The organism is Lysinibacillus sp. COL-1 (assembly GCF_059814265.1).
On the sequence record NZ_JCAWSJ010000004.1, the window covers coordinates 2,540,521 to 2,564,203 of the forward strand.

24 protein-coding genes are annotated in these 23,683 nt (G+C 37.1%); 7 read left to right on the forward strand and 17 right to left on the reverse strand.

All coding sequences use genetic code 11. From position 1 onward, the window contains the following. Nucleotides 1–38 precede the first annotated feature (38 nt). From hblD to AC6BKE_RS20960, 9 genes are all read right to left on the reverse strand, one after another. Nucleotides 39–1,268 (reverse strand): hemolysin BL lytic component L1, encoded by a 1,230-nt coding sequence (hblD, locus tag AC6BKE_RS20920; RefSeq protein ID WP_271910143.1) that lies wholly within the window; start codon nt 1,266–1,268, stop codon nt 39–41. 46 nt (nt 1,269–1,314) lie between these two features. Next, a complete protein-coding gene (gene hblC, locus AC6BKE_RS20925; protein WP_271910144.1) occupies nt 1,315–2,628 on the reverse strand; it encodes a hemolysin BL lytic component L2 in 1,314 nt (437 codons plus the stop codon). 703 nt (nt 2,629–3,331) lie between these two features. Further along, entirely contained in the window at nt 3,332–4,597 is a 1,266-nt protein-coding gene (locus AC6BKE_RS20930) for an MFS transporter (RefSeq protein WP_499857924.1), read from the reverse strand. Nucleotides 4,598–4,811: 214 nt separating this feature from the next. After that, entirely contained in the window at nt 4,812–5,999 is a 1,188-nt protein-coding gene (locus AC6BKE_RS20935) for an MFS transporter (protein WP_036126945.1), read from the reverse strand. A gap of 221 nt (nt 6,000–6,220) precedes the next feature. Next, nucleotides 6,221–7,090: a metal ABC transporter permease gene (locus AC6BKE_RS20940; protein WP_089932599.1), complete on the reverse strand. Its 870-nt coding sequence runs from the start codon at nt 7,088–7,090 to the stop codon at nt 6,221–6,223. Continuing rightward, entirely contained in the window at nt 7,087–7,959 is an 873-nt protein-coding gene (locus AC6BKE_RS20945) for a metal ABC transporter permease (RefSeq protein ID WP_036126949.1), read from the reverse strand. The genes AC6BKE_RS20940 and AC6BKE_RS20945 overlap by 4 nt, the downstream gene beginning before the upstream one ends. Before the next feature lie 11 nt (nt 7,960–7,970). After that, nucleotides 7,971–8,699: a metal ABC transporter ATP-binding protein gene (locus tag AC6BKE_RS20950; protein WP_036126951.1), complete on the reverse strand. Its 729-nt coding sequence runs from the start codon at nt 8,697–8,699 to the stop codon at nt 7,971–7,973. 9 nt (nt 8,700–8,708) lie between these two features. Next, nucleotides 8,709–9,623 (reverse strand): metal ABC transporter solute-binding protein, Zn/Mn family, encoded by a 915-nt coding sequence (locus AC6BKE_RS20955; protein WP_036126954.1) that lies wholly within the window; start codon nt 9,621–9,623, stop codon nt 8,709–8,711. Nucleotides 9,624–10,143: 520 nt separating this feature from the next. After that, complete coding sequence (locus AC6BKE_RS20960; protein WP_036126955.1) at nt 10,144–10,752, reverse strand: TetR/AcrR family transcriptional regulator; 609 nt, start codon at nt 10,750–10,752, stop codon at nt 10,144–10,146. A gap of 162 nt (nt 10,753–10,914) precedes the next feature. Here AC6BKE_RS20960 and AC6BKE_RS20965 point away from each other — a divergent pair, with 162 nt between their 5' ends. Both AC6BKE_RS20965 and AC6BKE_RS20970 read left to right on the forward strand, forming a co-directional pair. After that, a complete protein-coding gene (locus AC6BKE_RS20965) occupies nt 10,915–11,652 on the forward strand; it encodes an SDR family NAD(P)-dependent oxidoreductase (RefSeq protein WP_036126957.1) in 738 nt (245 codons plus the stop codon). A gap of 126 nt (nt 11,653–11,778) precedes the next feature. Next, on the forward strand, nt 11,779–12,807 hold the full coding sequence (locus AC6BKE_RS20970) for an S-layer homology domain-containing protein (RefSeq protein ID WP_036126958.1): 1,029 nt from the start codon (nt 11,779–11,781) through the stop codon (nt 12,805–12,807). Between the two features lie 22 nt (nt 12,808–12,829). Here the strand turns inward: AC6BKE_RS20970 and AC6BKE_RS20975 are convergent, their stop codons facing one another. From AC6BKE_RS20975 to AC6BKE_RS20990, 4 genes are all read right to left on the reverse strand, one after another. Then, entirely contained in the window at nt 12,830–13,729 is a 900-nt protein-coding gene (locus tag AC6BKE_RS20975) for a LysR family transcriptional regulator (protein ID WP_036126960.1), read from the reverse strand. 483 nt (nt 13,730–14,212) lie between these two features. Further along, nucleotides 14,213–14,752 carry a flavodoxin family protein gene (locus AC6BKE_RS20980; RefSeq protein ID WP_036126962.1) on the reverse strand — a complete coding sequence of 180 codons (540 nt, stop codon included), beginning with the start codon at nt 14,750–14,752 and terminating at the stop codon, nt 14,213–14,215. Nucleotides 14,753–15,015: 263 nt separating this feature from the next. Then, nucleotides 15,016–15,642 (reverse strand): nitroreductase family protein, encoded by a 627-nt coding sequence (locus AC6BKE_RS20985; RefSeq protein ID WP_340809157.1) that lies wholly within the window; start codon nt 15,640–15,642, stop codon nt 15,016–15,018. 26 nt (nt 15,643–15,668) lie between these two features. After that, nucleotides 15,669–16,073, reverse strand: a complete 405-nt coding sequence (locus AC6BKE_RS20990) for an Ohr family peroxiredoxin (RefSeq protein WP_036126965.1) — start codon at nt 16,071–16,073, stop codon at nt 15,669–15,671. Nucleotides 16,074–16,223: 150 nt separating this feature from the next. Here AC6BKE_RS20990 and AC6BKE_RS20995 point away from each other — a divergent pair, with 150 nt between their 5' ends. Beyond that, nucleotides 16,224–16,661 carry a MarR family winged helix-turn-helix transcriptional regulator gene (locus AC6BKE_RS20995; protein ID WP_445668810.1) on the forward strand — a complete coding sequence of 146 codons (438 nt, stop codon included), beginning with the start codon at nt 16,224–16,226 and terminating at the stop codon, nt 16,659–16,661. Nucleotides 16,662–17,231: 570 nt separating this feature from the next. Then, nucleotides 17,232–17,675, forward strand: a complete 444-nt coding sequence (locus AC6BKE_RS21000; protein ID WP_499857929.1) for a hypothetical protein — start codon at nt 17,232–17,234, stop codon at nt 17,673–17,675. Between the two features lie 164 nt (nt 17,676–17,839). Here the strand turns inward: AC6BKE_RS21000 and ade are convergent, their stop codons facing one another. Together ade and AC6BKE_RS21010 are read right to left on the reverse strand one after the other, a co-directional pair. Further along, entirely contained in the window at nt 17,840–19,585 is a 1,746-nt protein-coding gene (ade, locus tag AC6BKE_RS21005) for an adenine deaminase (RefSeq protein WP_058844558.1), read from the reverse strand. Between the two features lie 94 nt (nt 19,586–19,679). After that, on the reverse strand, nt 19,680–20,102 hold the full coding sequence (locus AC6BKE_RS21010; RefSeq protein ID WP_499857931.1) for a pyridoxamine 5'-phosphate oxidase family protein: 423 nt from the start codon (nt 20,100–20,102) through the stop codon (nt 19,680–19,682). Between the two features lie 165 nt (nt 20,103–20,267). Here AC6BKE_RS21010 and AC6BKE_RS21015 point away from each other — a divergent pair, with 165 nt between their 5' ends. The 3 genes from AC6BKE_RS21015 (at nt 20,268) to AC6BKE_RS21025 (ending at nt 21,920) form a co-directional block, all read left to right on the forward strand. Then, nucleotides 20,268–20,894, forward strand: a complete 627-nt coding sequence (locus AC6BKE_RS21015) for a YczE/YyaS/YitT family protein (RefSeq protein WP_036123571.1) — start codon at nt 20,268–20,270, stop codon at nt 20,892–20,894. Nucleotides 20,895–21,004: 110 nt separating this feature from the next. Next, nucleotides 21,005–21,328: a PadR family transcriptional regulator gene (locus AC6BKE_RS21020; RefSeq protein ID WP_058844556.1), complete on the forward strand. Its 324-nt coding sequence runs from the start codon at nt 21,005–21,007 to the stop codon at nt 21,326–21,328. After that, nucleotides 21,315–21,920, forward strand: coding sequence for a DUF2812 domain-containing protein (locus AC6BKE_RS21025; RefSeq protein WP_271910150.1), 606 nt, complete (start codon nt 21,315–21,317; stop codon nt 21,918–21,920). Before AC6BKE_RS21020 ends, AC6BKE_RS21025 begins: the two co-directional genes overlap by 14 nt. A gap of 48 nt (nt 21,921–21,968) precedes the next feature. On the opposite strand, the gene AC6BKE_RS21030 is transcribed toward AC6BKE_RS21025, so the two are convergent. Further along, entirely contained in the window at nt 21,969–22,604 is a 636-nt protein-coding gene (locus tag AC6BKE_RS21030) for a 50S ribosomal protein L25/general stress protein Ctc (RefSeq protein ID WP_101966757.1), read from the reverse strand. A gap of 147 nt (nt 22,605–22,751) precedes the next feature. Next, the gene (locus tag AC6BKE_RS21035; RefSeq protein ID WP_271910151.1) at nt 22,752–23,456 is read right to left on the reverse strand and encodes a YjjG family noncanonical pyrimidine nucleotidase; all 705 of its coding nucleotides are present in this window, start codon (nt 23,454–23,456) and stop codon (nt 22,752–22,754) included. Nucleotides 23,457–23,683: the final 227 nt, after the last annotated feature.

The window sequence follows — 23,683 nt, forward strand, 5'->3', positions numbered from 1 at the left end:
TTATATTCCTCCCTATATACTTTTTAAGTTTTTGTGCATTAGTCTTGTGTAAAAGCAATGTCTTTTGCAATAAATTCCGCATCTTTATGAATATCATTCCAACTTTGTTTAGCTGCTTTTAAATCATCAGGTATTAAAGAGAGCTTATGATCTTGCATTTGATCGATATTATCATATAAGTCTTTATAATTTGCCCCCATTGTATTCCATTGCTTTTGGATGTTTGTTAGAGACATGATTGCTTGATCCACTGTTTGATACAAATATGTCAACGTGTCTTTTGTGTTATTAAGTGCAATAACGGCTTGGTTAGCAAGATCAGCTTTCGTGCTTAATTCCCCTATTTTATGGGAAATTTCGTTATAGGCATTCATATGATTAGATGCCATAATACCGGATGCTGTCCCTAAACCAATACCAGCTGCACCGAGTGCTGTAAGGCCACCAACAACAACCGGCGTTGCTGTTCCACCAGTCACAACAATTACTACCCCTCCTGCAATCGTCCCAATAACTAAAATAGCTGCTCCCAATCCTCCTCCAATTGACCATGCCAATACATTGTTAAAATGGTCTTTCTGAGTGGAAGATAGCTGCTGAATTTCAGCATGAAGTTGTGGAATCAATGCTTCTTTTCCAGCTAATAAGGCTGTTAATCCACCCTTCCCATCTGGACCACCGACATTATTTTTAAAATCAATTGAATTTGTATAGAGTTTCGTTTTGAAATTTTCTAATATGTTAATTACTTCTGTCACTTCTTTTGAATTTGTATGAATTGAACTGATTAGATCACCAATGCCTTCTTTTAGCCCCTCCCTATCTTTTTTTTGGACAATGTCTATTAATGTGTCGTAATAATTATTAAATTGTTCATCGTAATTCACGATATTACGTGCTGTCTTTTGAATTTTTGGCTTCGCTGTATCTAACCAATAATTTGCATTGATTCGAGACAGATCCTGATTAAGGTGAATATTTTTGATTAATTCTCCCCCTTCTGACCCTAGATCAATATTGGAGAGATTTACATTCGGTTGCTTAATCATTGTTTTTGCGTACAAATCCATTACAAGAATATGAGATCCCGTTTCCGCTAACGCCTTCTTCAGTCCCTCAGGTCCTAATTCATAATTATCCTGTTTTTGAACGACCTCTTTTTGAGCGCTCCATTCTTGTGCAAACGCATGAATAGATGTACTATTATTAGCAGTTAAAAGCGTTGTCAATGCAGCCAAGGTTAACACCTTATACGAAAATTTCTTCATATTTTTTCCTCCCTACTTTTCGATAGGTTTTTACAAATTTTAAGCATCAAAATTTATTAACCTGTTCCTCAAGTTGATTGATTATATTTTTTAATCTTCTTAATGTATCTTGTTGAGACAGTTGATTTGCCGCATCAGTTGATAATTTTGTTATATTATTTTTTATTAGCTTCAAATCTGCTTTATAGCGTTTCAATAGGTCAATTTCTACATCTACTTGACTAGCAAATGTATGCAAATCATGCTGCATAAGAAGAAGCATGGATTGTTGTAAATCTGCTATTGTTAGTTTCTTTGTTAAATCATATAGTTTTTGATTTTGGATCTCTAAATCATCTAAATATGCTCTTTGTTCAGCCATTAGTTTGTTAACTTCAGCGAAGGTATTATATGTTTTTTTGATTTTTTCTGGGTCAATTGTTTTCATAAGGTCATACTCTTTTGATTTTGTAGCAGCGGCTGCAGCAATTTCAGCTTGTTTATCTTTCTCAATTTTTTCACGAGCCTCTTTTTTAGCTGCTTCAATCTCTAGAATAGATTTCCCCTGTTCTTTTGCTTCTTGCTCTGCTTTTTTCTCTGCTTCTAGAATAGCGTTGTTAATTTCCTTACCTTTGTTATAGGCTGCCACCGCTATTTGAGCTGCTGGTTCAATGATATCTTTCGAAAGACTATAAATCTCTTGGAAAATATTGAGTCCCTGTTCATTTAAAGCTCCTGGTATCAATGCGATTTGCTGTAAATCATTGTGAATTGATTTTTTTGTATTTAGTAATTCAGCCTTTAGCTTGTCTATTTTCCCTGTTCCCTCTGCGCTTAGTACCTCCTGCGCTTTTATCACATCAGTATCGAGATTTTTTAGTTTTTTATCAAGCTGTAATTTAAGATCTGTTAGCTCATTCATTTGGTATTGAACACTTTCTTCGTTTGTCAGAACCATTTCTTGAAGAACTTCCAATCTATCCAAAAAGCCTTCCTTATTTTCCTTAGTGTCTACAAATTCTTTTAATGTAGGATAATAGGCCTGAAATTTTGTTACAAAGCCTTTACTTTTTGAATTGAGTAAAATTAACTTTGGATAAAGTTCCACTGCCCACTCTTTCATATCTTGTTTTATTAGAAATTGCTCTGTATTTAAAGCTGGTACTTCCTCTAACTGTACATTAGGGTTCATCAAAGCTTTGTCTATATACATTTGAATCAATTTTGATTGTGCACCTAATTTTCTTAATGATGAGGACAGAGCCACGTTCTCTTCTTGCATTTCTACTTGCACTATAGGCGTTGCAAAAGAATGGATAGGACTCACTCCAGTAGCAACAATCGATGTTATTATCAACCCTGTAATTATTTTCTTTTTCATTGTTTGTACCTCCCTACATAGATTGCCACAATATTTTTATTACAATTTGTTCTACATTTGTACACCTCTAATCTACTATTGATATTAGGAAAGTTCTTAATAAGAATAGACATCCCTAATAACATAAATTTTAGAGAAAGACACATATTTTGGCAAAAAACAACATAATTAGGCTATTTAATGATGAAAATAGATTTTTATGTCGTTTATTTTTTTGAAAAACCACTAAAACAAACTAAATAAGTCTATATTTGTTACATTTTTCTAATAATGAGTGGATTTAGGGATCAATATTGACATATTTTTTACTAAAAAACTATATTTTGTATGAATAGATAAACTTAGAAATTCTAATTTTCCCGCTTATTTTATAGAGTTCACGCTATTCACATTTCAACTTCTTCCATTTTCACACTGGATAAAAACTTTTGTCCCCATAGAAAAACACCTTCACGTTGATTTGATAAGTTTATCAACGAAAGGTGTTTTTATTTGTCTTGTTAGATTTTTACTTTGAAAAATGAGAGGTACAGCTTTCGTCTGCTTTTTCACCATTAGCAGCCATTTTTTCTTATTAAAATACTATTTATCGAGAAAGAAAATAACTATAGGAAAAGGTTCACTTTTCTTTGAAGCAACTCTTTAAACTTTGAAACTATCCCCAAACAAGATTGTTTCGTAACCAATGTAGTATATACTATGCTCAAGCTCTTTTAGACCAAATCACTACGGGAATGAGCAGTAAAGACAATAGCCCTCCTGCTAAGGACAATGCCGCATAACTAGCATTCGCTACGACCATTCCTGATAGTGCACCACCAGATGCCCCCGCTAGTGCAACTAAAACATCCATTTTCCCTTGTGTTTTTGCACGTGTAGACGGCTCGGTCGCATCAACAATTTGTGCGGTACCACTAATTAAACCGAAGTTCCAGCCTAACCCCAGTAAAGAAAGTGCTACTATTAATAAAACCATCGAATCGCTTGGAGCGAATGCCGCTAATAAACCCGCTAGTAGCAAGGTAACACCGGCGGCGATACTCATGGCTGTTCGTCCAACTTTATCAACAAGAATACCTGTTACAAGCGATGGCAGATACATAGCCCCTACATGAAATCCAATAACAATGCCTACTTCCGATAATCCATGTCCATGATGTTTCATATGTACTGGTGTCATCGTCATGATTGCGACCATGACAATCTGTGTCAGAATCATCACCGTTGCCCCTACTGCTAGCCCTCTTTTATTGCCAGCTGTATGCAAGGATGGTGCTTTATTATCTTTGTTCATTTTTTGCTGATGTGCCTCAATGGCCTTAGCTATTTCTAAAGGATCAGGACGCAACATAATAAATAACACAAGCCCTGCGACAATAAAGGCAACCGCAGATAATAGAAAAGGACCTGCAAGAGCTGGAACACCAATGGATAGCGCCACTCTCCCCATCATTTCTACTAAATTCGGACCTAAAACAGCACCGAACGTTGTCATCAGCATAGTCGTACTAATCGCCGTGGCACGTTGCTTATCATTGGCTAAATCCGTCCCAGCATAGCGAGCCTGTAAATTCGCCGCAGTGCCAGCACCATAGATTAATAGAGAAGCGAACAAAACGATCACACTATTCATTATAGCGGCCAAAACGACACCTACAGCCCCTATTCCACCGACTATAAAACCTGTTGCTAAGCCTGTGCGACGACCATATCGCTGCGACAGTTTCCCTACAATGAAAGCTGCTCCTGCAGAGCCTAACGTAAATAATGCAGACGGTACACCTGCATAAGCATCTGTTCCTAGCATTTGTTGGGCTAACAGAGCACCTACTGTAATACCTGCTGCAAGCCCAGCCCCACCAAAAATTTGAGATAGACTGACAACGACCAACACACGCCTATATAAGGTTTTTAGTTTCTCTGGGGACGCTATATAGGATTCTATTGAATCTTGATCTTTTACAACCATTTTTCAACCTTCCTTCTCTAAATATAATGTATTCTCTATGTAAATATCCCTTTTAAAGTGCCATCATCTTCAAGGTATTCTATGCATACCAATCAAGATTAATTGAATCTATAAAATAAAGAAGGAACCGTCCTCATTTCATAGACAGTTCCTTTCATCTGCCACCACCCTTATATCGCTATAGGTATTGGTGTAGAGCATGGGTTACATTGAATTAATACGCATGCATAACCACTTTCTTCTTTTTAGAATAGAGTAAGAAAGTAGTTGTTAAACCTAAGCTAATAATCCCGAAAATAAGCCCCATGCCACTTAAACCGATTAAATCTAGCATCATCCCTGTAGATAAGAGCACGACTTGGAAGACGACCGAATCAATCATATTACGGAATGAGAAAAAACGTCCGTGGAACTGTTTCGGTACTTGTTTCTGGAAAATAACCATCGTTGTCGGGAAAAAACAGCCGACTGAAAAGCCAAAGACCCCAAATGCCACTAAAGCAAAAAAAGGAATTTCCGCCAGTAATAATAATAGCTCCATTGAGCCGATAATAAAGGCTAATGAAAAGAGCAGTGTACCCATGTGTACACGTTCAGCAATTATTTTTAAGCCTGCAGCACCTAACATAAAGCCAATGCCTTCGACTGTATATAGCAATCCTGAGATGGTTGTTGATTGATGGATTTCAGAAATTTTCATAATGACTAAATTGAAAGAGCCTAAAAATAATGTGGGAATTAACATTAAGACGAGTGTCATCAGGACGACCGGATGCTCCTTCACCATAGGCCATACTTCTTTAAAGTTTCCTTTATCTTTGTGTGTCAGTGTTGCATTTGTCGTTTCATCTAATTGCAGTAAGCTTGTAATAACAAACATGATCACATAGACAATAAATGAAATAATATATAGCCATTTTAAGTCAAAGAAGCTTAACATAAACCCTGCTGCGGCTGTGCCAACAATTCTTGAAATGGTTCTGGCATTCATTTGCCAAGCATTAAGCGTAATTAAATCTTGTTCCTTCGCAATCATTGGAATAATCGATTGCAAGGCAGGCATATAAAACGCGGCGGCTATTTGCAACGTAATTAAAAAAAGAATCATCCAAATAACCGAATTGGTATAAAGTGCGATAAACATAAATAAAACACTAATGATTCGTCCGATACTTGCCATTTGGACAACCGTTTTTTTCTTCGATTGGTCAATGATGCGTCCTGCCATTGGACCGACGACCAAGCCTGCTAAAATACCACAGGAAATAATTAATGATTTGTGAAAGTCTGAAGGTACTACCTCTTGCATAAAGGCTAGATTTCCAATAATGCCTGCCCATAGGCCAAGTCCGACGACAAATTCACCTAATAAAATAATCCATACGTTTCGATTTCTCCACATGCTGTTCTCCTTGTTGTTTCTTCAATAAAATTTATCGTAACAAACTATTAAATATTCGTACATAAAAATATAGAAAAATTTGTTAGAATCTAAGCCTTCTCTTTCTAGCATTTCTTAATGAGTATACTATTTTTCCTAACTGAAATACTCATCCAAAAGTTTGAACTTCCATCTATAAAGAAAAAACACCGTTTGATGAGCGCATCAAACGGTGTTTTTCGTTAAGACATTTCTAGCTTATGGACAAGTGCTTTTTTTCTACGTTCGATTATTTTTTGGCTGATGAACGTCACAATAAATATTAACCCTACCGTTGTCGCCATCATACCAGCTATAGAAGTATCCCAAAACTTCGCTAAATAATAGCCGATAACAGAAGCAGCAGCACCAAAGAGCATACTATAGACAAACATTTGCTTAATCGTCTTACTAATTAAATAGGAAGTGGCGGCTGGTCCAATCAACATGGCCACTACTAAAATGGCCCCTACACTATCAAATGCCGCAACAGTTGTGAACGAAATGGATGTCATAAAGCCATAATGAAGAAATACAACAGGAATCCCAATAGTAGCCGCATACACAGGATCAAAAGTGGCAAGCTTCATTTCTTTAAAGAATAATAGCAAGAAGGCAATATTAATTACTAGGACGAGTAACAACATCCACACGGCCTTAGGCATCGCTAGCCCAAGCAGTGTCCATTTATCCCAAGGTACAAAAGCAATTTCCCCCATTAGAACATGTTCAACGTCTAAATGGACATTGCCGGCATATAAGGTGATCAGAAGGACACCTGCCGCAAACAAGGAGGTAAAGACCACCCCTATTGCGGCATCTTCTTGAATGCCAGAAGAATGCAATAATTGCACAAGGTAGGCTGTTAAAATTCCTGCAAACGCAGCGCCTACAAGCATCCAAAAGCCATTTAATGTCTGGGTAACAAGATAGGCCATCACAATACCAAAGAGCACCGTATGACTGATGGCATCTGCGATCATGGACATTCTACGCAAGATGAGGAAGACACCTGCAATCCCACATGTCACACCAACTAATAATCCTGTGAATACAACCCAAAATTCGATCATCCTACATCACCCTGCTTTCGAAATTGCATTTTTCTACGATATTTACTAATTTGACCTGCAGGACTAATAAAATACGATATAAAGAATATTCCTGCTGCTACTAAGACGATAATCGGACCAGTCGATAACCCTGTTCGAATCGCACTAATAAAAGTTCCTGTTATGCCAGCAATTCCGCCAATCGCGGCACTCAAAATAAGCATCGTGCTTAATTTTTGTGTCCATAGCTTGGCACTTGCAGCAGGAATAATTAATAAAGCAGACATTAATATGACGCCGACAGCTTGTATACCTGTGACAATTGTCATCACAATTAAAACTGTTAAGGTTGCCTTTAAAGCCTCAATCGGTAAGCCAATCCCTTTTGCATATACAGGATCAAAGATGAGTAGCTTCCATTCCTTATAGAGTAAGAGGCTAACCATTATAATAATGGTTGCACTAATAAACAGCCACATTAAATCCGCTTTGGTCATCGTCGCTGCCTTGCCAAAAATAAAATTATTCAGACCGCTTTGATTACCAAGTGGACTACGGTTGACAACTGTTAAAAATACTACACCAACACCAAAAAATACAGTGAGGACTAAACCAATGGCAGCGTCAGCCTTCATTTTTGAAAACGATACAATCCATTGTATACAATACACAGATAATGCAGATGTGATGCCCGCTCCTAGCATTAAAACCGGCAATTCCTTTTGACCTGTTAGCAGGAATGCGAGCGCAATACCTGGTAATGCTGCATGTGCCGCAGCGTCACCAACTAAGCTTTGTTTTTGCAAGAAGGAGAAGGTGCCTGTTATACCAGCTGCAATGCCCAATAGCATTGTTCCACTAAGTACCCACAATAAATTACCACTTAACATTGTGTCCCTCCTTACGCATGCTGCATCATGAATAGTTTACCACCATACGTTTTTTGTAATTGTTCTGGTGTAAAAACATCTTCTGTTGCACCTGATGCTAAAATCGTTTTGTTTAATAGAATCGTATAATCAAAGTATTCTTTGACGGTTTGAAGATCATGATGGACGACAAAAATACTTTTTCCCTGTGCCTTTAAATCTTTTAAAATATCAATAATGGTTTTTTCAGTCGCAGCATCTACACCTGCAAATGGTTCATCTAAAAAATAAATATCTGCATTTTGAGCAAGTGCTCTAGCTAGGAATACACGCTGCTGCTGACCTCCTGACAATTGTCCGATGGAGCGCTCTGCAAAATCCAGCATCCCAACGCTTGCTAACGCTTGTCGCGCAACAATTTTATCTTGCTTGGATGGTCTTTTAAATAAACCCGTATGGCCATAACGCCCCATGAGCACTACATCCAGCGCATTTGTAGGAAAATCCCAATCCACAGCATTACGCTGAGGGACATAGCCAACAACTAAACTTTTCGGCTCAAACACCTTCCCTAAAATTTCAACCTTTCCTACTTTATTAGGAAGTTGATTTAAAATGGCCTTTAAAAAGGTTGATTTCCCTGCACCATTCGGACCAATAATGGCCGCTAGATGACCTTTAGGTACCGTCACACAGGCATTCTCTAATACTGTTTTTTTATCATATGCTACTGATAGATTTTCTACTGTTAATGCATCCATACCATTCACCTACTTTAATGCATCGACGATTGTGTCGATGTTATGTTGATACATACCAATATATGTACCTTCCGTTGTTCCTTCAGCACCCATGGCATCTGAGAATAATTCCCCACCGATGACAATGTCGTGACCTTTTTCTTTAGCCCCTTCAATAACAGCCTTCATCGCTTTATCGGATACACTCGATTCTATAAAGAGAGCTTTAATCTTATTTTCTACTAAAAAATCAACCATTTCCTGAACATCCTTAACACCATACTCTGAATCTGTACTAAGCCCTTGTAAACCACGTACTTCAAACCCTTGGCTTCTACCAAAATAATTGAACGCATCATGAGCAGTTACTAAGATTCGTTGCTGTTGTGGTATTTCGTTCACACGGTTTTGAGCATAGCTTTGTAAATCATCCAGCTTCTTTAGATAAGATGCTTCATTCGTTTGAAAATCATCTTTAAATTCAGGGTATTCTTCCTGAAGTTGTGTACTGATTGCTTTGACAACACCTTTCCATAGCTCAATATCAAACCATATATGCGGATCATGTAGCATCGAATCATCGTCACTTGCAAGGAGCTGCTTTTCATCTAATGTCTCGCCCACTGCTAAAACCGTTTTGTCCTTCGCCATTTGTTCAAAAATATCGAGCATTTGGCCTTCTAAATGTAAGCCATTGTAAAAAATGACTTCTGCTTTATCCAATTTCGATAAATCACTTTGTGTCGCCTTGTATAAATGGGGATCTACCCCTGGGCCCATCAATGCTGATACTTGTAAATGATCGCCACTAATTTCTTTGATTGCATCCGCTATTTGTCCAGTTGTTGCGACAACAATGCCTTCTTTCTTTCCCTCTGTTTCAGTTGAACAACCGAATAATAGAAGGGAGAGTGATAGTACCATTACACCTAACCATTGTTTCATTTTTTTACCTCATCTTTCTCTTTTTTAGTGATTGCTTGAAAAATAGCTAATATGTACGAAGTAGCGAGTTAGCGGACAAGCCATACCTTTCCTGTCATGCCCGCCTTTTAGCAACTGCTGTCGTTCACATCACCCATTTTTCTCATACAATCGCTTAATTTATATTCATTTTCCTAATAAGCTGGCGCCAGCTCATCCAGAAAAGTATTAACACTATGCCTGCCCCTACAGAATCTGTGAGTTTCCATAGTATTGCCAGAAGGATTAAAATGACCATTGGAAAAATTGTCAGTTTGATATCACCTAAATCTTTCATACACACACTCTTCTTTCTCTGTAGATATTTTGTTTCCCTTAGGAAAAATATATGCTTAAAGCAAAAATAATTCAACCCTTTTATGAAAATTTCTTTTAAAAAATTTTTTTCATTAAGAAAATATAATTTCGCCCAAACAAAAAAATCTCTAATTATTTCATTAGAGATTTTTTATAAAAATGCAAAATATATTATACAAACCTTTCACTCTTCTTTTTCCAGTGGCTTCCCTATAAATTCAAATGCATAAATATGAGTTTTAGTTAGTTCGATAATATCCTTAATTAAAGCCTCTTCCGATTTTTCATAACCACTTGCAATCCATTGCATCATCAATCCATAAAAACCGTATGAAGTATAATGCTTGAACATGTCCATATTGACTGGCTGCTGATTGATCGTTTCAAATTTAAATTGCTCTTGATATATTTTTGTAATGGTTAGGGGCATACGTGTATGCAATCCAGGAATTGTATCTTCAACATTCAGCAGCTCGAAAAATAGTCGATGCTTGTAAATATAATGAATAATATTAAAGGACGGTGCTTTCAATTTCGTCGTATACACCTTTTCCCCATATAAATAAGGTTCACCTACTGCGACTTCCAGACCATTCAACATCTGTTCGAGCAAATTTTCCGCTAACTCAAATTTATCTTGAAAATGCACATAAAAAGTACTACGGTTATAGCCAGCTCGTTCCACAATATCCTTCACTGTCAAGGCTTGAAACCCATGCTTTTTAATTAATTCGACAAACGCCTCATAAAAATGACGACGGGTTCTTTCCTGTCTTTGTGTCCATTTTGGCAATTTTACTTCCTCCCTTTTAGACATTTCGGGCAAATATGTCTACTAGTTAGACACTTGCTACGACATTAATGATTGTTTCCAATTTCAAGCGTTTTACAATAAAAGTACACCGTCATTTACGCAGTGTGCAAGAAAAAATTATAATTTAAGGGAGTGTCATATATGGGGAAATTACAAGATAAAGTCGCAATCATTACAGGTGGTGCTTCTGGTATTGGTGCCGCAACCGCTCAATTATTTGTAGCAGAAGGCGCAAAAGTAGTACTTGTGGACTTAAACGAGGAAAAAGGCCAAGCCTTTGCTGCCGAATTACAGGCAGCTGGTGCAAAGGCTATATTTATCAAAGCAAATGTAACAGACGAAAATGAAGTAGCAGCTATTTATCAAACAACAATTGAGACATTTGGCAAAATCGATGTCCTTTTTAATAATGCTGGAATTGGTCGTGTCACACCAACTGAGGAGCTTCCTTATGCGGAATGGCGTCAAACTGTCAATGTAGATTTAGATGGTGTATTTTTAATGGCGCAGGCTGCCATTAAAGAAATGCTGAAAGTGAATAGCGGTACAATCGTTAATACGGCTTCGATGTATGGTTGGGTTGGCTCACCAGGATCAGCCGCCTATAATGCAGCAAAAGGGGGCGTTATTAATTTAACGCGTTCATTAGCATTGGAGTTTGCTACTCGTGGTATTCGTGTCAATGCCCTATGCCCGGGTTTTATTGATACACCGATTATTCCAGAAGAAAGCAAGGAGCCACTACGTCAAGTAACACCTATGCAACGCTTAGGACAACCAGAGGAAATGGCAAAAGCTGTTTTATTCATGGCTTGTGATGATTCAACCTTTATGACAGGTAACACATTAACTATAGATGGTGGCTACACAGCCCAATAATTACATCGTAAATAATCGCTTCCCCACAAGGGACAGCGATTATTTTTTGTGCTAGAAAAATTTGCAGTTTTTATCCATTTCCTGCAAACTATTACTAAAGCGAGCAAGAAAGGATGAAAACGACGAATGAAAAAATTAGTATGTACCTTATTATTTTCCATTCTGATTGTTGCCAGTGCAGGCAATGTACAAGCTTCTGGCTTTCGAGATGTATCAGAGGATCATTATGCCTATGAAGCGATTGTATGGGCAGAAGAGTATGATATTGTCAACGGCTTTACAGATGGTACATTTAAACCAAATGCCACGATTACTGAACAGCAGTTGGCCAAATTGCTAGCTAATTTTTATGAGCTTGAATCACCCATCGATGAGTTAAAGAAACAGACCCCTACGGCAAACTGGTCGGATGAATTTTATAACCAACTCGCTAGCTATGGTGTACCTTTAAATGGTTATTTTGATAACCGAATTCGAGCGGCTACTGTGAAGCGCGGTGTCGTGGCACAAGCAATTGCTCATTTAGCTAGCGGGAAGAAAGGGTTAGATCAATCTATTCAATTTTTACTTGATACCTATATTTCTTCAGGGCAAAATCCACAGTATGAAGATCGAAATTTACAGAAGTTTTATGGCGTAATGAACAATATGACACGTGCACAAGTTGTCACGATGCTCTATCGCATGGATGAACGAAATTTTTATGAAATTTCAGCGGACGCACAGTCCATTCATGATAATGCCAACAATGTATCTTTAAGTACAAGAGCGAAAAATGCTCAAAACCAGCTCGATAAATCATTACAGCAAAATACCCCTAGTAAGAGTGCCTGGGAAGGCGTTTATACGTATTATTATAAATGGGGAAAAGGAACAAATGATTTTAATCGCCGCGATGCCATCATTTCCAATGCCACAAACAACAGCTTTTCTCTTGCTTTAACGGCGAATGATGGCACCGCTTCAGGTAGTGTCAATGGTACCGCCACAATCACAAGCAGTACAAAAGCCATCATGAATAAATCCTCTAATGGCAATCGTTGTGTCGTCGAGGTAGAGCGTTTATCTAATAACGCCCTGAAAGTGTCCGAGATTGATTGCCGTGCAGAGCGTAATGAAAGCACTAATTTCTCTGGTACATTAAAGAAGCAATAGCTTGCAACAGAGTCTGATTCATTCAGGCTCTTTTTTCATTGCCAAATGCTTCATAGCTAAGCTTGGCTATAGCAATAAAATCCTGTAAATAGGCATGCATATGCTTATCTTTATGCCATGCAATATCTGTATAAATGGGCGCTAGGTCGATTGAGGACGGTAGCTCCACTAAATTTCCACTTTCCAACTCTTTTTCTACAACCATTTTAGGCAAAAACGTGATACCTAAGCCTGCCATCACACATTGCTTTATCGCCTCAATACTGGCAAACTCAATCATTTGTGAAGGCAAGACACCTTCTTGCTGTAGCTGTGCTTCTAAATGGTTCCGATAAGAGCAACCCGTTTCTGTTAACAGCATAGTTTCAATTGATAGTTGTTGAGCAGATAAAGGCTGCCTGATTTCTTTAGAGGCACTGACAAAAACAAGCTGTTCTTGAATCAATCGTTCTCGCTGTAGCATGGCGGTTTCCTGATATGTATCTGTTATAAATGCAACGTCGAGTTTGCCTTCTTGTAATAATTCCTTCGCAATGTCTGTCGTATGCACTGGCTTAAAAATGATTTTCACATGCGGGTGCGCCTGTTGAAATTGTTGTAAAATAGTTGGCAGTCGATAGACACATTGGCTCTCCTGTGCCCCCACTTTTAAGACAACTTGCGCCTGTTCATTGGACATCGCTTTTTTCATATCATGATCTAGCTCTAGCATTTTTTTTGCATACTGTTGGAGATGTTTCCCCTCCTCTGTCAGGACAATGCGTTTTCCTAGCCGCTCAAAAAGAATAACACCCAATTCTTGTTCTAATGTTTTAATTTGGGCTGTAATACTGGACTGGGCATAGTCGAGACGCTGTGCTGTCTGGGTAAAGCTTAATGTTTCAGATGCCGTTAAAAACGTTTGGAGCTGCTTCATATCCATTCACTTAATCCCCTTCATTCGGATTTTCCGATAGATTTTACCGAAACATTCATAAAAATCGATAGTAAAATTCAGTTTACACTAGTTAGTAGTTGAAAGAAAGAAGTTGCGTCTCATGATTCATCGCAAATTCTGGACAACAAAGCAATGTCGAATAATGAACAGATATCATGTTAGCAGGTGTACCACACGACAATTTATATAGCCAAGGATTTAACATTGAACCTATCTATGATTTACGTCACGACGTTATGACTTTCTGATGCTCGAGAGAATTTTAAAAAACATGGTAATCGATTTTGCCAAACCGAGCGACAACAAAAGAACCTTTAATCAAATAAAAAGAAACGGATTTGGAAGCTACATATCGTCCAAATCCGTTTTTAAATCGCGGGAGAAAATTTTGTTCTATTCTTTATATGTCTTTAACATAAGAGCATAAATGATCTTTTTTAGTAGCTAACATACATCAGAAACAAAATGCTATTGTAATTCTTTTCGAAGACATTCAGCTGCAGACAACGCTGTTAAATCTTGAAGGATATCTCCTGGTTTGTTTCCTTCTCCTAAAATATACCCTTCAAAGGTTGTGCCAATAAAGTCAAAGATATGTTGAAACTGCTGAATCATTGGTAAACCTTTCATATAAGGTTGATCTCCACCAACTGCAATTACATAGGCTTTTTTAGAAGACATCATCGCTTTGAAATTGGGATAATTTGGGTCCCTTAAAGTTTGGGACCACCGATCAATAAAGTTTTTCATCGCCCCTGTCATGCTATACCAATAAATAGGGGTCGAAAAAACAAGAATATCATGCGGGAGTATACGATCTATGATGGTGTTATAATCATCGTTTACTTCGGAAAATCCCCCCTCTGCATGCCGCTTATCTATTATTGGTTGAATGACATAATCCTTTAGATAAACTTCTTCAACATTTAAGCCTTGCGTGATTAATTTTGTCAGTGTCTCTACATTCCCATTCGGACGATTTCCACCGTAAATAACTGCTATTGACATATTGATTATCCCCTCTTCCTTAAAATTCCCTACTATTGTTTCCGAATGCTTATATCTTATTATGATTTTACAAATCGATAAAGATGATTATTTCGATAAAATAGATCGAAAAAATTGATTATAAAGAGGTTGCTAAATGGAAAAGAAACAAGTATTACTTTCAAGCACGCTAAAAGGAGAGCTTTCACCCTCCCCTTTTAAAGTCAAATCATATTATGAAGCCTTTGTTTTGGCTATTTTTTAATGTGAGTCGTTCTCTAACATTATTTATTGAACCTTACAATGTGATCAATTGAAAGACGTGAAGAGCCATAAGCTGGTGCAGCTGCTTCACCAATTGCTAATAATAGTATAGGTACTTCATTCGCAGGTAATTCCATGTACTCAGCAAATTTAGCTTTATCAAACCCACCCATTGGAACTGTATCATAACCCATTTCTTTCGCCAATAGCATTATTTGCATAGAAACTAAGCCAGCATCAAAGTGTACGATATTTTCTAATGTTTTTGCCGAAGCTGAGCCATACATTGTTAATGCGTCTTGAGCAAGCTTATTGGCAATTTCTTCTGGCATATAGCCTAATTCCACATTTTTTGCATAGATTTCCTTTGCATTTAAATACATTTCAGTATCACCAATGACAGCAATAATAGCAGAGGCTGTTTCGATTTGCTCTTGATTAAACGAAAAGAAATTAATATTCTTTTGAATTTCCCTATCATCAATGACAATAAATCGCCATGGTTGCATGTTACTTGAAGAAGGCGCTGAAGTAGCATCTTGCAACAGTTGCACTATTGTTTCACGAGAAATTTTAGTATTAGCATTGTATTTACGAACTGATTTTCGCTCCTGCATAATTTGTTTTAATGGTGTAGTTGATAACATGTCATTTCCCTCTTTTTCAAAAAAATTTAAACTGCTTTAATTATTACATTGATATTTCCCATCGTTGCCTTTGAATATGGGCACACTGTATGTGTTAACTCTAATAATTCCTGTGCTTCTTCCAATGCTAATCCTTCAATATGTCCTTCGATGTCAACAGCAAGCACATAGTCAAAAGTAGCTTGTTCCATTAATTTGACTGTTACTTTAATTGTTGATGCGTTGTTTAGTTTTTTTTGGCGTTTAATTAAATCTAATGCACTATTAAAGCAGGCACTATAACCTGCCGCAAATAATTGCTCTGGGTTTGTCACATTAGCTAATTTTGAGCCTGGTGGTGCAATTTTTAAAGAGAGTGATTGATCCTCTGCATATGATGTGCCACTACGCCCACCATCATTAATCATTGTAGTTGAGTATAATTCTTTCATAACCGAAAACCCCATATCTATATTAGTATTTTAAATTGTACACAATTTAATTTTTACAAATCGAATTGTACACAATTTAATTGCGTTTGACAAGTAGGAACTTTATTTTTAATATAAATGTAATGAGAAGAACTTTAAGAGGGGATTTTTATGCCTAATCATTTAGATAATCAACTGTGCTTTCTTTTGTATGCCACATCAAAGGAAATCATTCGACAATACACATTATTATTAAAGCCATACGATCTAACTTATACAGGTTATATCTCTTTATTAGCCTTGGAGGAAAACGAACAAATAACAGTGAAAGAATTGGGACAACGTTTATTTTTAGATTCAGGTACATTAACACCGTTGCTCAAAAAGTTAGAGGCGAAGGGCTATATTTGTCGTGAGCGTTCCAAGGATGACGAACGACAAATGCAAATTTATTTATCAAAAGAAGGCAGTAATGTCCGTTGTATGCTACCAGAAGTGTCACGACAAGTAATGCAACAATCAAATATCTCAGAGCAGCAATTTATACAACTGAAAAATGTTCTTCAAGATATTATGCACAACGACTGGACAATGAAAGATAAAAAATAAAGTAATGAATATTGTAACCCTAAAACTTTTGATTCATGCTATAGCGGCGGTATCACGTAACAATAATTTTATATAATCAACATAAAGAACCGTATTTGGAATTTGCTTATCTTCCAAATACGGCTCTTCAAACCTAGGCATTTTATCAGATGCCATTAACAATTTATAAAATCACCACTTAACTACCATTTCCCGCAATCCCCTTTTTTTAAGAATTTATCTCTGTGCCAATTACACAAACAAATCCAATAAAAATCCTATTAGAATACCTTCCAGAGCTACATTACTCCCTATCATTATAAAATCAAAAACTAAGTACACCTAATCTAATTGGTGTTGAAGCAATCATATATTTCGTCATTACCTTATTCCTTCATTTAACTATTTTTAGTGTGCAAAATTCAGATCCTGCCACCTACAATCAGAAGCTTAAAATATATTCTAAGACAATTATTTTTTATCGAAAAACAATATTTTTTTATCCTTTATCAACTATTTTATTATTGACATTTTAAATTTCAAATTATAAAATGACCAAAACCTTATATATAAATATGGAAGGGTGATTTGATGAACTATGAGGATTTGATACAGCAAAAAGGTTTTGTTTTTTTAGATAATATAGTAGAGCCTGGTACGAATTCATTGAGAATTTCTATTAAAAGAGCTTCTATCAGTTCTAAAAGCGATGAGGTAAATGTTGGTGAATATACATTATATGATGTCAACCCAATTGAAATTGATAAGACATTACCAGTGATACATATAGAATTTGATTCGTATGTAGCCTATTCTGTTTTCGATGAGTCATTTCATTTTGTAAATTCAGAAGATAAATTTATTGGTCATTCAGTACGTTTATTCTCAAAGTCTACCTATTTAGATTTTGTAAGTAATGGAACAATTGCTCAGGAAATATACTCCTACAAAGACCTAATTCACTACCAAATTGTTTGTCTTGACCATATAATAGATATTGTTTCTTTCGATAAACCTAGTGTTTTAAAAGAATAATAGATCCTAAAACAGTCAATGAAATATGTTGTCTGTTTTTTATTTTTATCAAAAAGATTACTAAATATATAATTATCGGAAGTATAAAAGATGTCTCAGAGCTACTTAGATCAACACGAAATACAAAAACGACCTAAAGCTTTAAGCTATTAGGTCGTTTTCGTCTATGCTTCTACAGAGATGTGCTGGAAGGTTGTCACATCAAATAATCCTGTATCTGTTAGTTTTAGTGCAGGAATGACTGGTAATGCCACAAAAGAAAACGTCAGTAGAAAATGGAAATCTAATGTTGGGTTGAGCGTCTTTAATGCACTATGCAAGCCTGCTAGCTGTTCCTTTGCTTGCTGAGCAGGGGCATCTGTCATCAAGCCGCCAATGGTTAATGGCATCTCCGCTAGAATTTTGCCATCTGCTACAATCACAAAGCCCCCTTGGATTTCTTGAATACGTGCAAGCGCAAGTATCATATCCTCATCGTTTGTCCCTACGACAAGGGCATTATGTGAATCATGTGCTACGGTTGTGGCTACTGCCCCTTTTTGTAAACCAAAGCCTTTGACAATGCCTAGGCCTGTTGTGTGTAAATGATGGTGTCGTTCAATTACGGCCAATTTCAGTAAATCTTGTTCTACAGATGGTTCAAAAACGCCTTCTTTCACAGGTACATCCATTACTACATGATTGGTAATGAGCTGATTTGGAACAATCTCCATAACATTAGCCTTCGTACCCTTTGTGAAAGCTAGTTGTAGCCTATCCTTTGTAATGGCTGGTAAATGCACTGATTGGTGGATATGAGCAGGAACAATTAGCTCTTGACGACTTGTCAGCATTTCTCCATTTTCAGCAACCTTTCGACCATTTTTCCATACAGCCTTTGCCTGCATCGTCGACAAATCCTCGACTAACACAAAATCTGCCTTATAGCCTGGGGCAAGTACCCCTCGATCAAATAAACGATAGCATTCTGCTGTGTTCACAGTTGCTAACTGGATTGCCTGTAATGGTGTCATCCCTTCGGCTATTGCCATAGCTATATCATAATTGATGCTACCTTCATCGATTAACTCATCCACATATTTATCGTCTGTACAAAAACCAAAGCGACGAGCATTATGTGGCTGAACAGCCGGTAATAAATCACGTAAATTTTTAGCTGCTGAGCCTTCTCGAATCAGTACATACATCCCTTGCTCTACACGATCAATGGCTTCTTCGGCTGTCACACATTCATGATCTGTCAGTATGCCTGCAGCGCGATAGCCTGTAATTTGTTCGCTCTGTAAGCCAGCACAATGCCCATCGATTACTAGGTTTGCTTGCTGTGATAATAAAATTTTCTGAAGCATGCCCTCTTCCCCATTTAATACGGCTGGAAAATCCATGACTTCTGCCAAGCCACGAACTTGTTCATGTTTTAGAAATGACGCCAAATCCTGAGCTGTTAGTGTTGCACCTGCATTTTCAAACTGTGTACCAGGTACGCTTGATGGCAGCATCACAAAAATATCCATATCCGCTTTTTGTGCATCATCGAGCATAAATTGGATGCCTTCCGCTCCTGCGACATTGGCGATTTCATGTGGATCTGTGATGACTGTGGTAATACCATGAGGTAGTAAAACTCGACTAAATTCCCCCGGCGTTAGCATGGAAGATTCTATATGTATATGACCATCAATTAATCCAGGAATGACGTAGCTTCCTGCTGCATCCTGTTCCTCTTTTGCCTGAAATTTGTGGTTGTGATCCAGTGCCACAATCGTACCATTGTTCACAACAATGTCTGCCTTTTTCCACGTTAACGTATAAACATCGGCCACTTGAGCATTTCTCAGTATGAAATCTGCCTCTAATTTCCCTTGAGATGATAAGATATTTTGCGTTAACTTCTGTAATTTTGTTGTCATAGCCTATACTCCTTTTTCTTTTAAGAACTATCATGCCTGAAAAATACCGATCATTGCAAGTATTTATAGTAGTACAGTAAAAAACGACCATCCATCAATGGTCGTTCGAAAATTCTAGCTCTTTTGGTGGTTGCCCCTTTTTATTCATCAAGCGCATGCGAATAGGTTCAATTTTCAAGGTCACCATTTCGTCCTGATTACCAACGAAGATACCCGTAAAAAATTCAGCTAGTTTATTTTTTAACCCCTCTTCATGGACTTCCGTAAGCTGGCCCTCTATTTCAACATACGTATCCCCAAAGCCTTCATTTTCATAGCCATATAAAATATGGGTATAGGGATTTTTACGAAGTTCTGCCATTTTCTCTGAATGTTTATTCGTTACCGTATATAATACAAAGTCCTCATGTTGAAACGTCATGTAACGAGAGTACGGTTTTCCATTTTCTACAGTCGCCATCGTTCCAATCTTTTCTCGATTTAAAACTTCTAAAATTTCATCACGTACAGAAGTCATTTCATCCCATCCTTTCATCTACATATCTATTTTGCCCTCTCCTCAAAAAGCTAAACCGCCTTTTTTTGAAAAATGTGAAATGACAATTTTCGGCCATATTGAAAATTTATTTGTTATACTAATTGGATGGATAATAGGAATTTTCGGATAAATGAGGGTTAAAAAATGAAACAAGCTTTCTTTACGCGCTGTTTGTTTTTCATAACAGGCATTATCGTGCTATCTTTTGGCATCACATTAACAATTAAAGGGCAGCTTTTTGGCGTTGGCTCTTGGGATGTACTACATATTGGCTTAACAAAAACAGTGGGTTTAACAATCGGCACTTGGTCCATTATATTGGGACTTGCCATTTTAGCATTTGATATGCTGATCACAAAAAAATTTCCATTACCAGGGACCTTTATTGATATGTTTTTAGCAGGCATTTTTATTGATATATTTAATTATTGGTTGCCAGATATCGATGGATTTTGGATGCAACTTGTCTCCTATCTTACAGGGTTAGTTTTATTAGGCTGGGGTTGCGGTATGTATATGGTAGCCAATTTGGGAATCGGTCCACGTGATACGTTAATGTTAATGATGGTCCATAAGCTTGGCTGGAGTGTTACACGTTCTCGTACAACAATGGAAGTGACTGTCGCTGTTATTGGCTTTTTACTAGGCGGTCCTATTGGAATTGGTACAGTCATTATGGCATTTGGGCTTGGACCCATTGTACAATTTGCCTTAACCTATAATGAAAAATTATTTATGAGATGGACTGGCGTGAAAAGCGCTGTCGTATAAGCTTACAAGACAATGCAAAAATGCATTGTCTTTTTTTATACAGTTGCAATATACAGTCCAACTATATATAATCAAACTATATAGTTAAACTGTATAGTTGAGGTGACCTAATGAAAAAACATAAATTACTGCCTTTATCAGAAACCATGCATTATATTTTACTTGCTCTACGTGAACCGTTACATGGCTATGCCATGATGCAAAAAATCGAGGAAATGAGTGCTGGCAGTGTGAGAATTGCTGCTGGCACCATGTATGGGGCAATAGAAAATTTGTTGAAATATCATTGGATTACTCCTGTTGCAACTGAGGATTCTAGACGCAAGGTGTATCAAACAACCGCTGAAGGGCTAAATATATTAGCTGCCGAGCAACAGCGATTGCAACGAATTTTATCTTTATATGAGGGAGCTGATGAACATGATAAAGTTTAAAATCTTTTTTGATATTGAAAAGGAAGAACAATGGTTAAATCAAATGTTATCCCAAGGCTTAGTTTGCACAAACATAAACTCAGCAGGCTTTTATACATTTAAACATACTACAGATCTTGAACAAGTTATCCGAATTGATTATCAGCAAGATCTTCGAAAAAAAGAGCAACCCAACTATAAGCAATTACATGAGGATTTTGGGTGGCGCCCTTTAAAAGAAAAGTCGTATGATGGAACCTACTATTGGTTAAAAAGAAAAGATGGCAACGATGAATTATTTTCGGATAATGATTCGTATATTGCTAAATATAAACGTTTAATGCAGCATGCAAGCCATTGGGCGTTACTCTCTTTTCTTTTGTTAATGATTTTGTATGCCAATGATGGCTTCGATTCCTTTTTCAGTATAAAAGCTGCCTATTATACACCTGGCTTATGGGAGAAAGAAGGTTTAGCATTCCTTTTGGCTTTTTTATTTGAAACACCCTTTGCCCTTATGCGCTTTATTCCACCTTGGCTATTTTTAGCAATATGTGGGATGTATGTAGTCGTTTATTATCGTTATCGGAAATCTATACAGCAGCTGTTATAGAAAATACCAAGGAGCCACTTACGTAGCGTAAAATGGCTCCTCTTTCCTCTATGCTTCTGGTTCAGCACCGTTTTGTCCTGTTGCTTCTATCACTTCTGGTGTACCATCCACAGTATCTTCTTCTTGTACATTTTCAGCAGGTGGTGGTGTAATTGTTGCTAATGTGAAGTCATCCTCTTGTAAAATTTCAAACGAAAACTGCTGACGAATATCTCCTACATAAAGAGACGTGCCAATCGCTACATTCGTAACATCAATTTCTATAGTTTCTGGAATCTCGGTTGGCTTCACTTTGATGCGTACCTCACGATTTGGCTGTAGCAGGAAACCGCCATCCGCAACACCGACAGCATGACCAGTCACTGTTACTGGAATGTCCACTTCTAGCTCCTCTGACATATTGATGGACTTAAAATCAACGTGTTTAACATTGCCCTTTAATGCACAACGTTGTACTTCTGTTAATACAGCATTAATTCGTTTTCCTTCTACATCTAGTTGAAAAACACTTTTCGTACCATGTGCTGCTAACATTTTTGCAAAGGTTCTAGCATCTAACGTAATAGCTGTTGATTCCATTTGAAAGCCGTAGACAACACCAGGAATGTCCCCATTTTGTCGAAGCTGTGTTAATGAAGATTGTCGTCCTTTTTGACGTTTACTGGCAGTTAAAACCATATTCATCGAATATTTCCCCTTTCATGGAAACTAGTCTCATAAAAGGTTTTGCCTTTTCTGTTGTATTTTATACCTACATTGTTTGATGAAAAAACGGATGATAAACTAAAAAACACCTCCTTTGTCCAGATAGCAAAGGAAGTGCCGTATTTCTTAATACAGAGCTATTTTTTTATTTAATAACCCATGTAATTCATGCAATTTTTTAATTTCATAATGCGGTTCAATGTCGCTCGTGTTTTCAACATTATGGATGTTAAACCAGCATGTATCGATCCCTGATAGTAAACCACCTTTTATGTCTGACGTCAAAGAATCACCGATAATAAGCGTTTTAGCTTTATCAAAATGATCAATCCGTTCAAATACATAATCAAAAAAGGCTGGCATCGGCTTTTGATAGCCCGTTTGCTCCGAAATAAAGATACCCTTAAAATATTGTGCTAAATTGGCATCCACTAATCGTTTATTTTGTGTCATCGTGATGCCATTTGACACAACATATAAATGATGACTTTCGGCTAATTGAGCAATGACTTCATAAGCCCCATCCACATAATGATGTGCCTCCTGTAAATATTTTTGGAACAGCGATTCAAAGTAGACGCCATCAACCTCTATCCCAAATTCTTTTAAAGCAATTGCAAATCGTGTATTATGTAGTGTATTTTTTGTTACTTCCCCACGCTCAAAAGCTCGCCACATCGTCTCATTTATCTCCTTGTAACGGGCAATCATCTCTGGCGTAGTAGCTATGTTTTCCTCTTTAAACATGCGGTCCAGCGCCGCATTTTCAGCTAAATCAAAATCTAGTAACGTATCATCCACGTCAAACAATAGTGTCTCATATTTCGTCATATCTGTTCCCACTTTCTTCGATGCATTGTGACTATTTACTCTCTACCATGATAACGTTTTTTATAAGAAATAACAGTAAAATGTCCTATAACAGAATATTAGGACATCAATGCGCTTTAACTCTTCAATTGCTAGCCAAATGGAACGGTGAACATTTTCCTATATTGGGAAAAAATGTTCGTCTAGTCCTAAAATAGTCCATTCGGTAATTTCATATTTGAAATTTT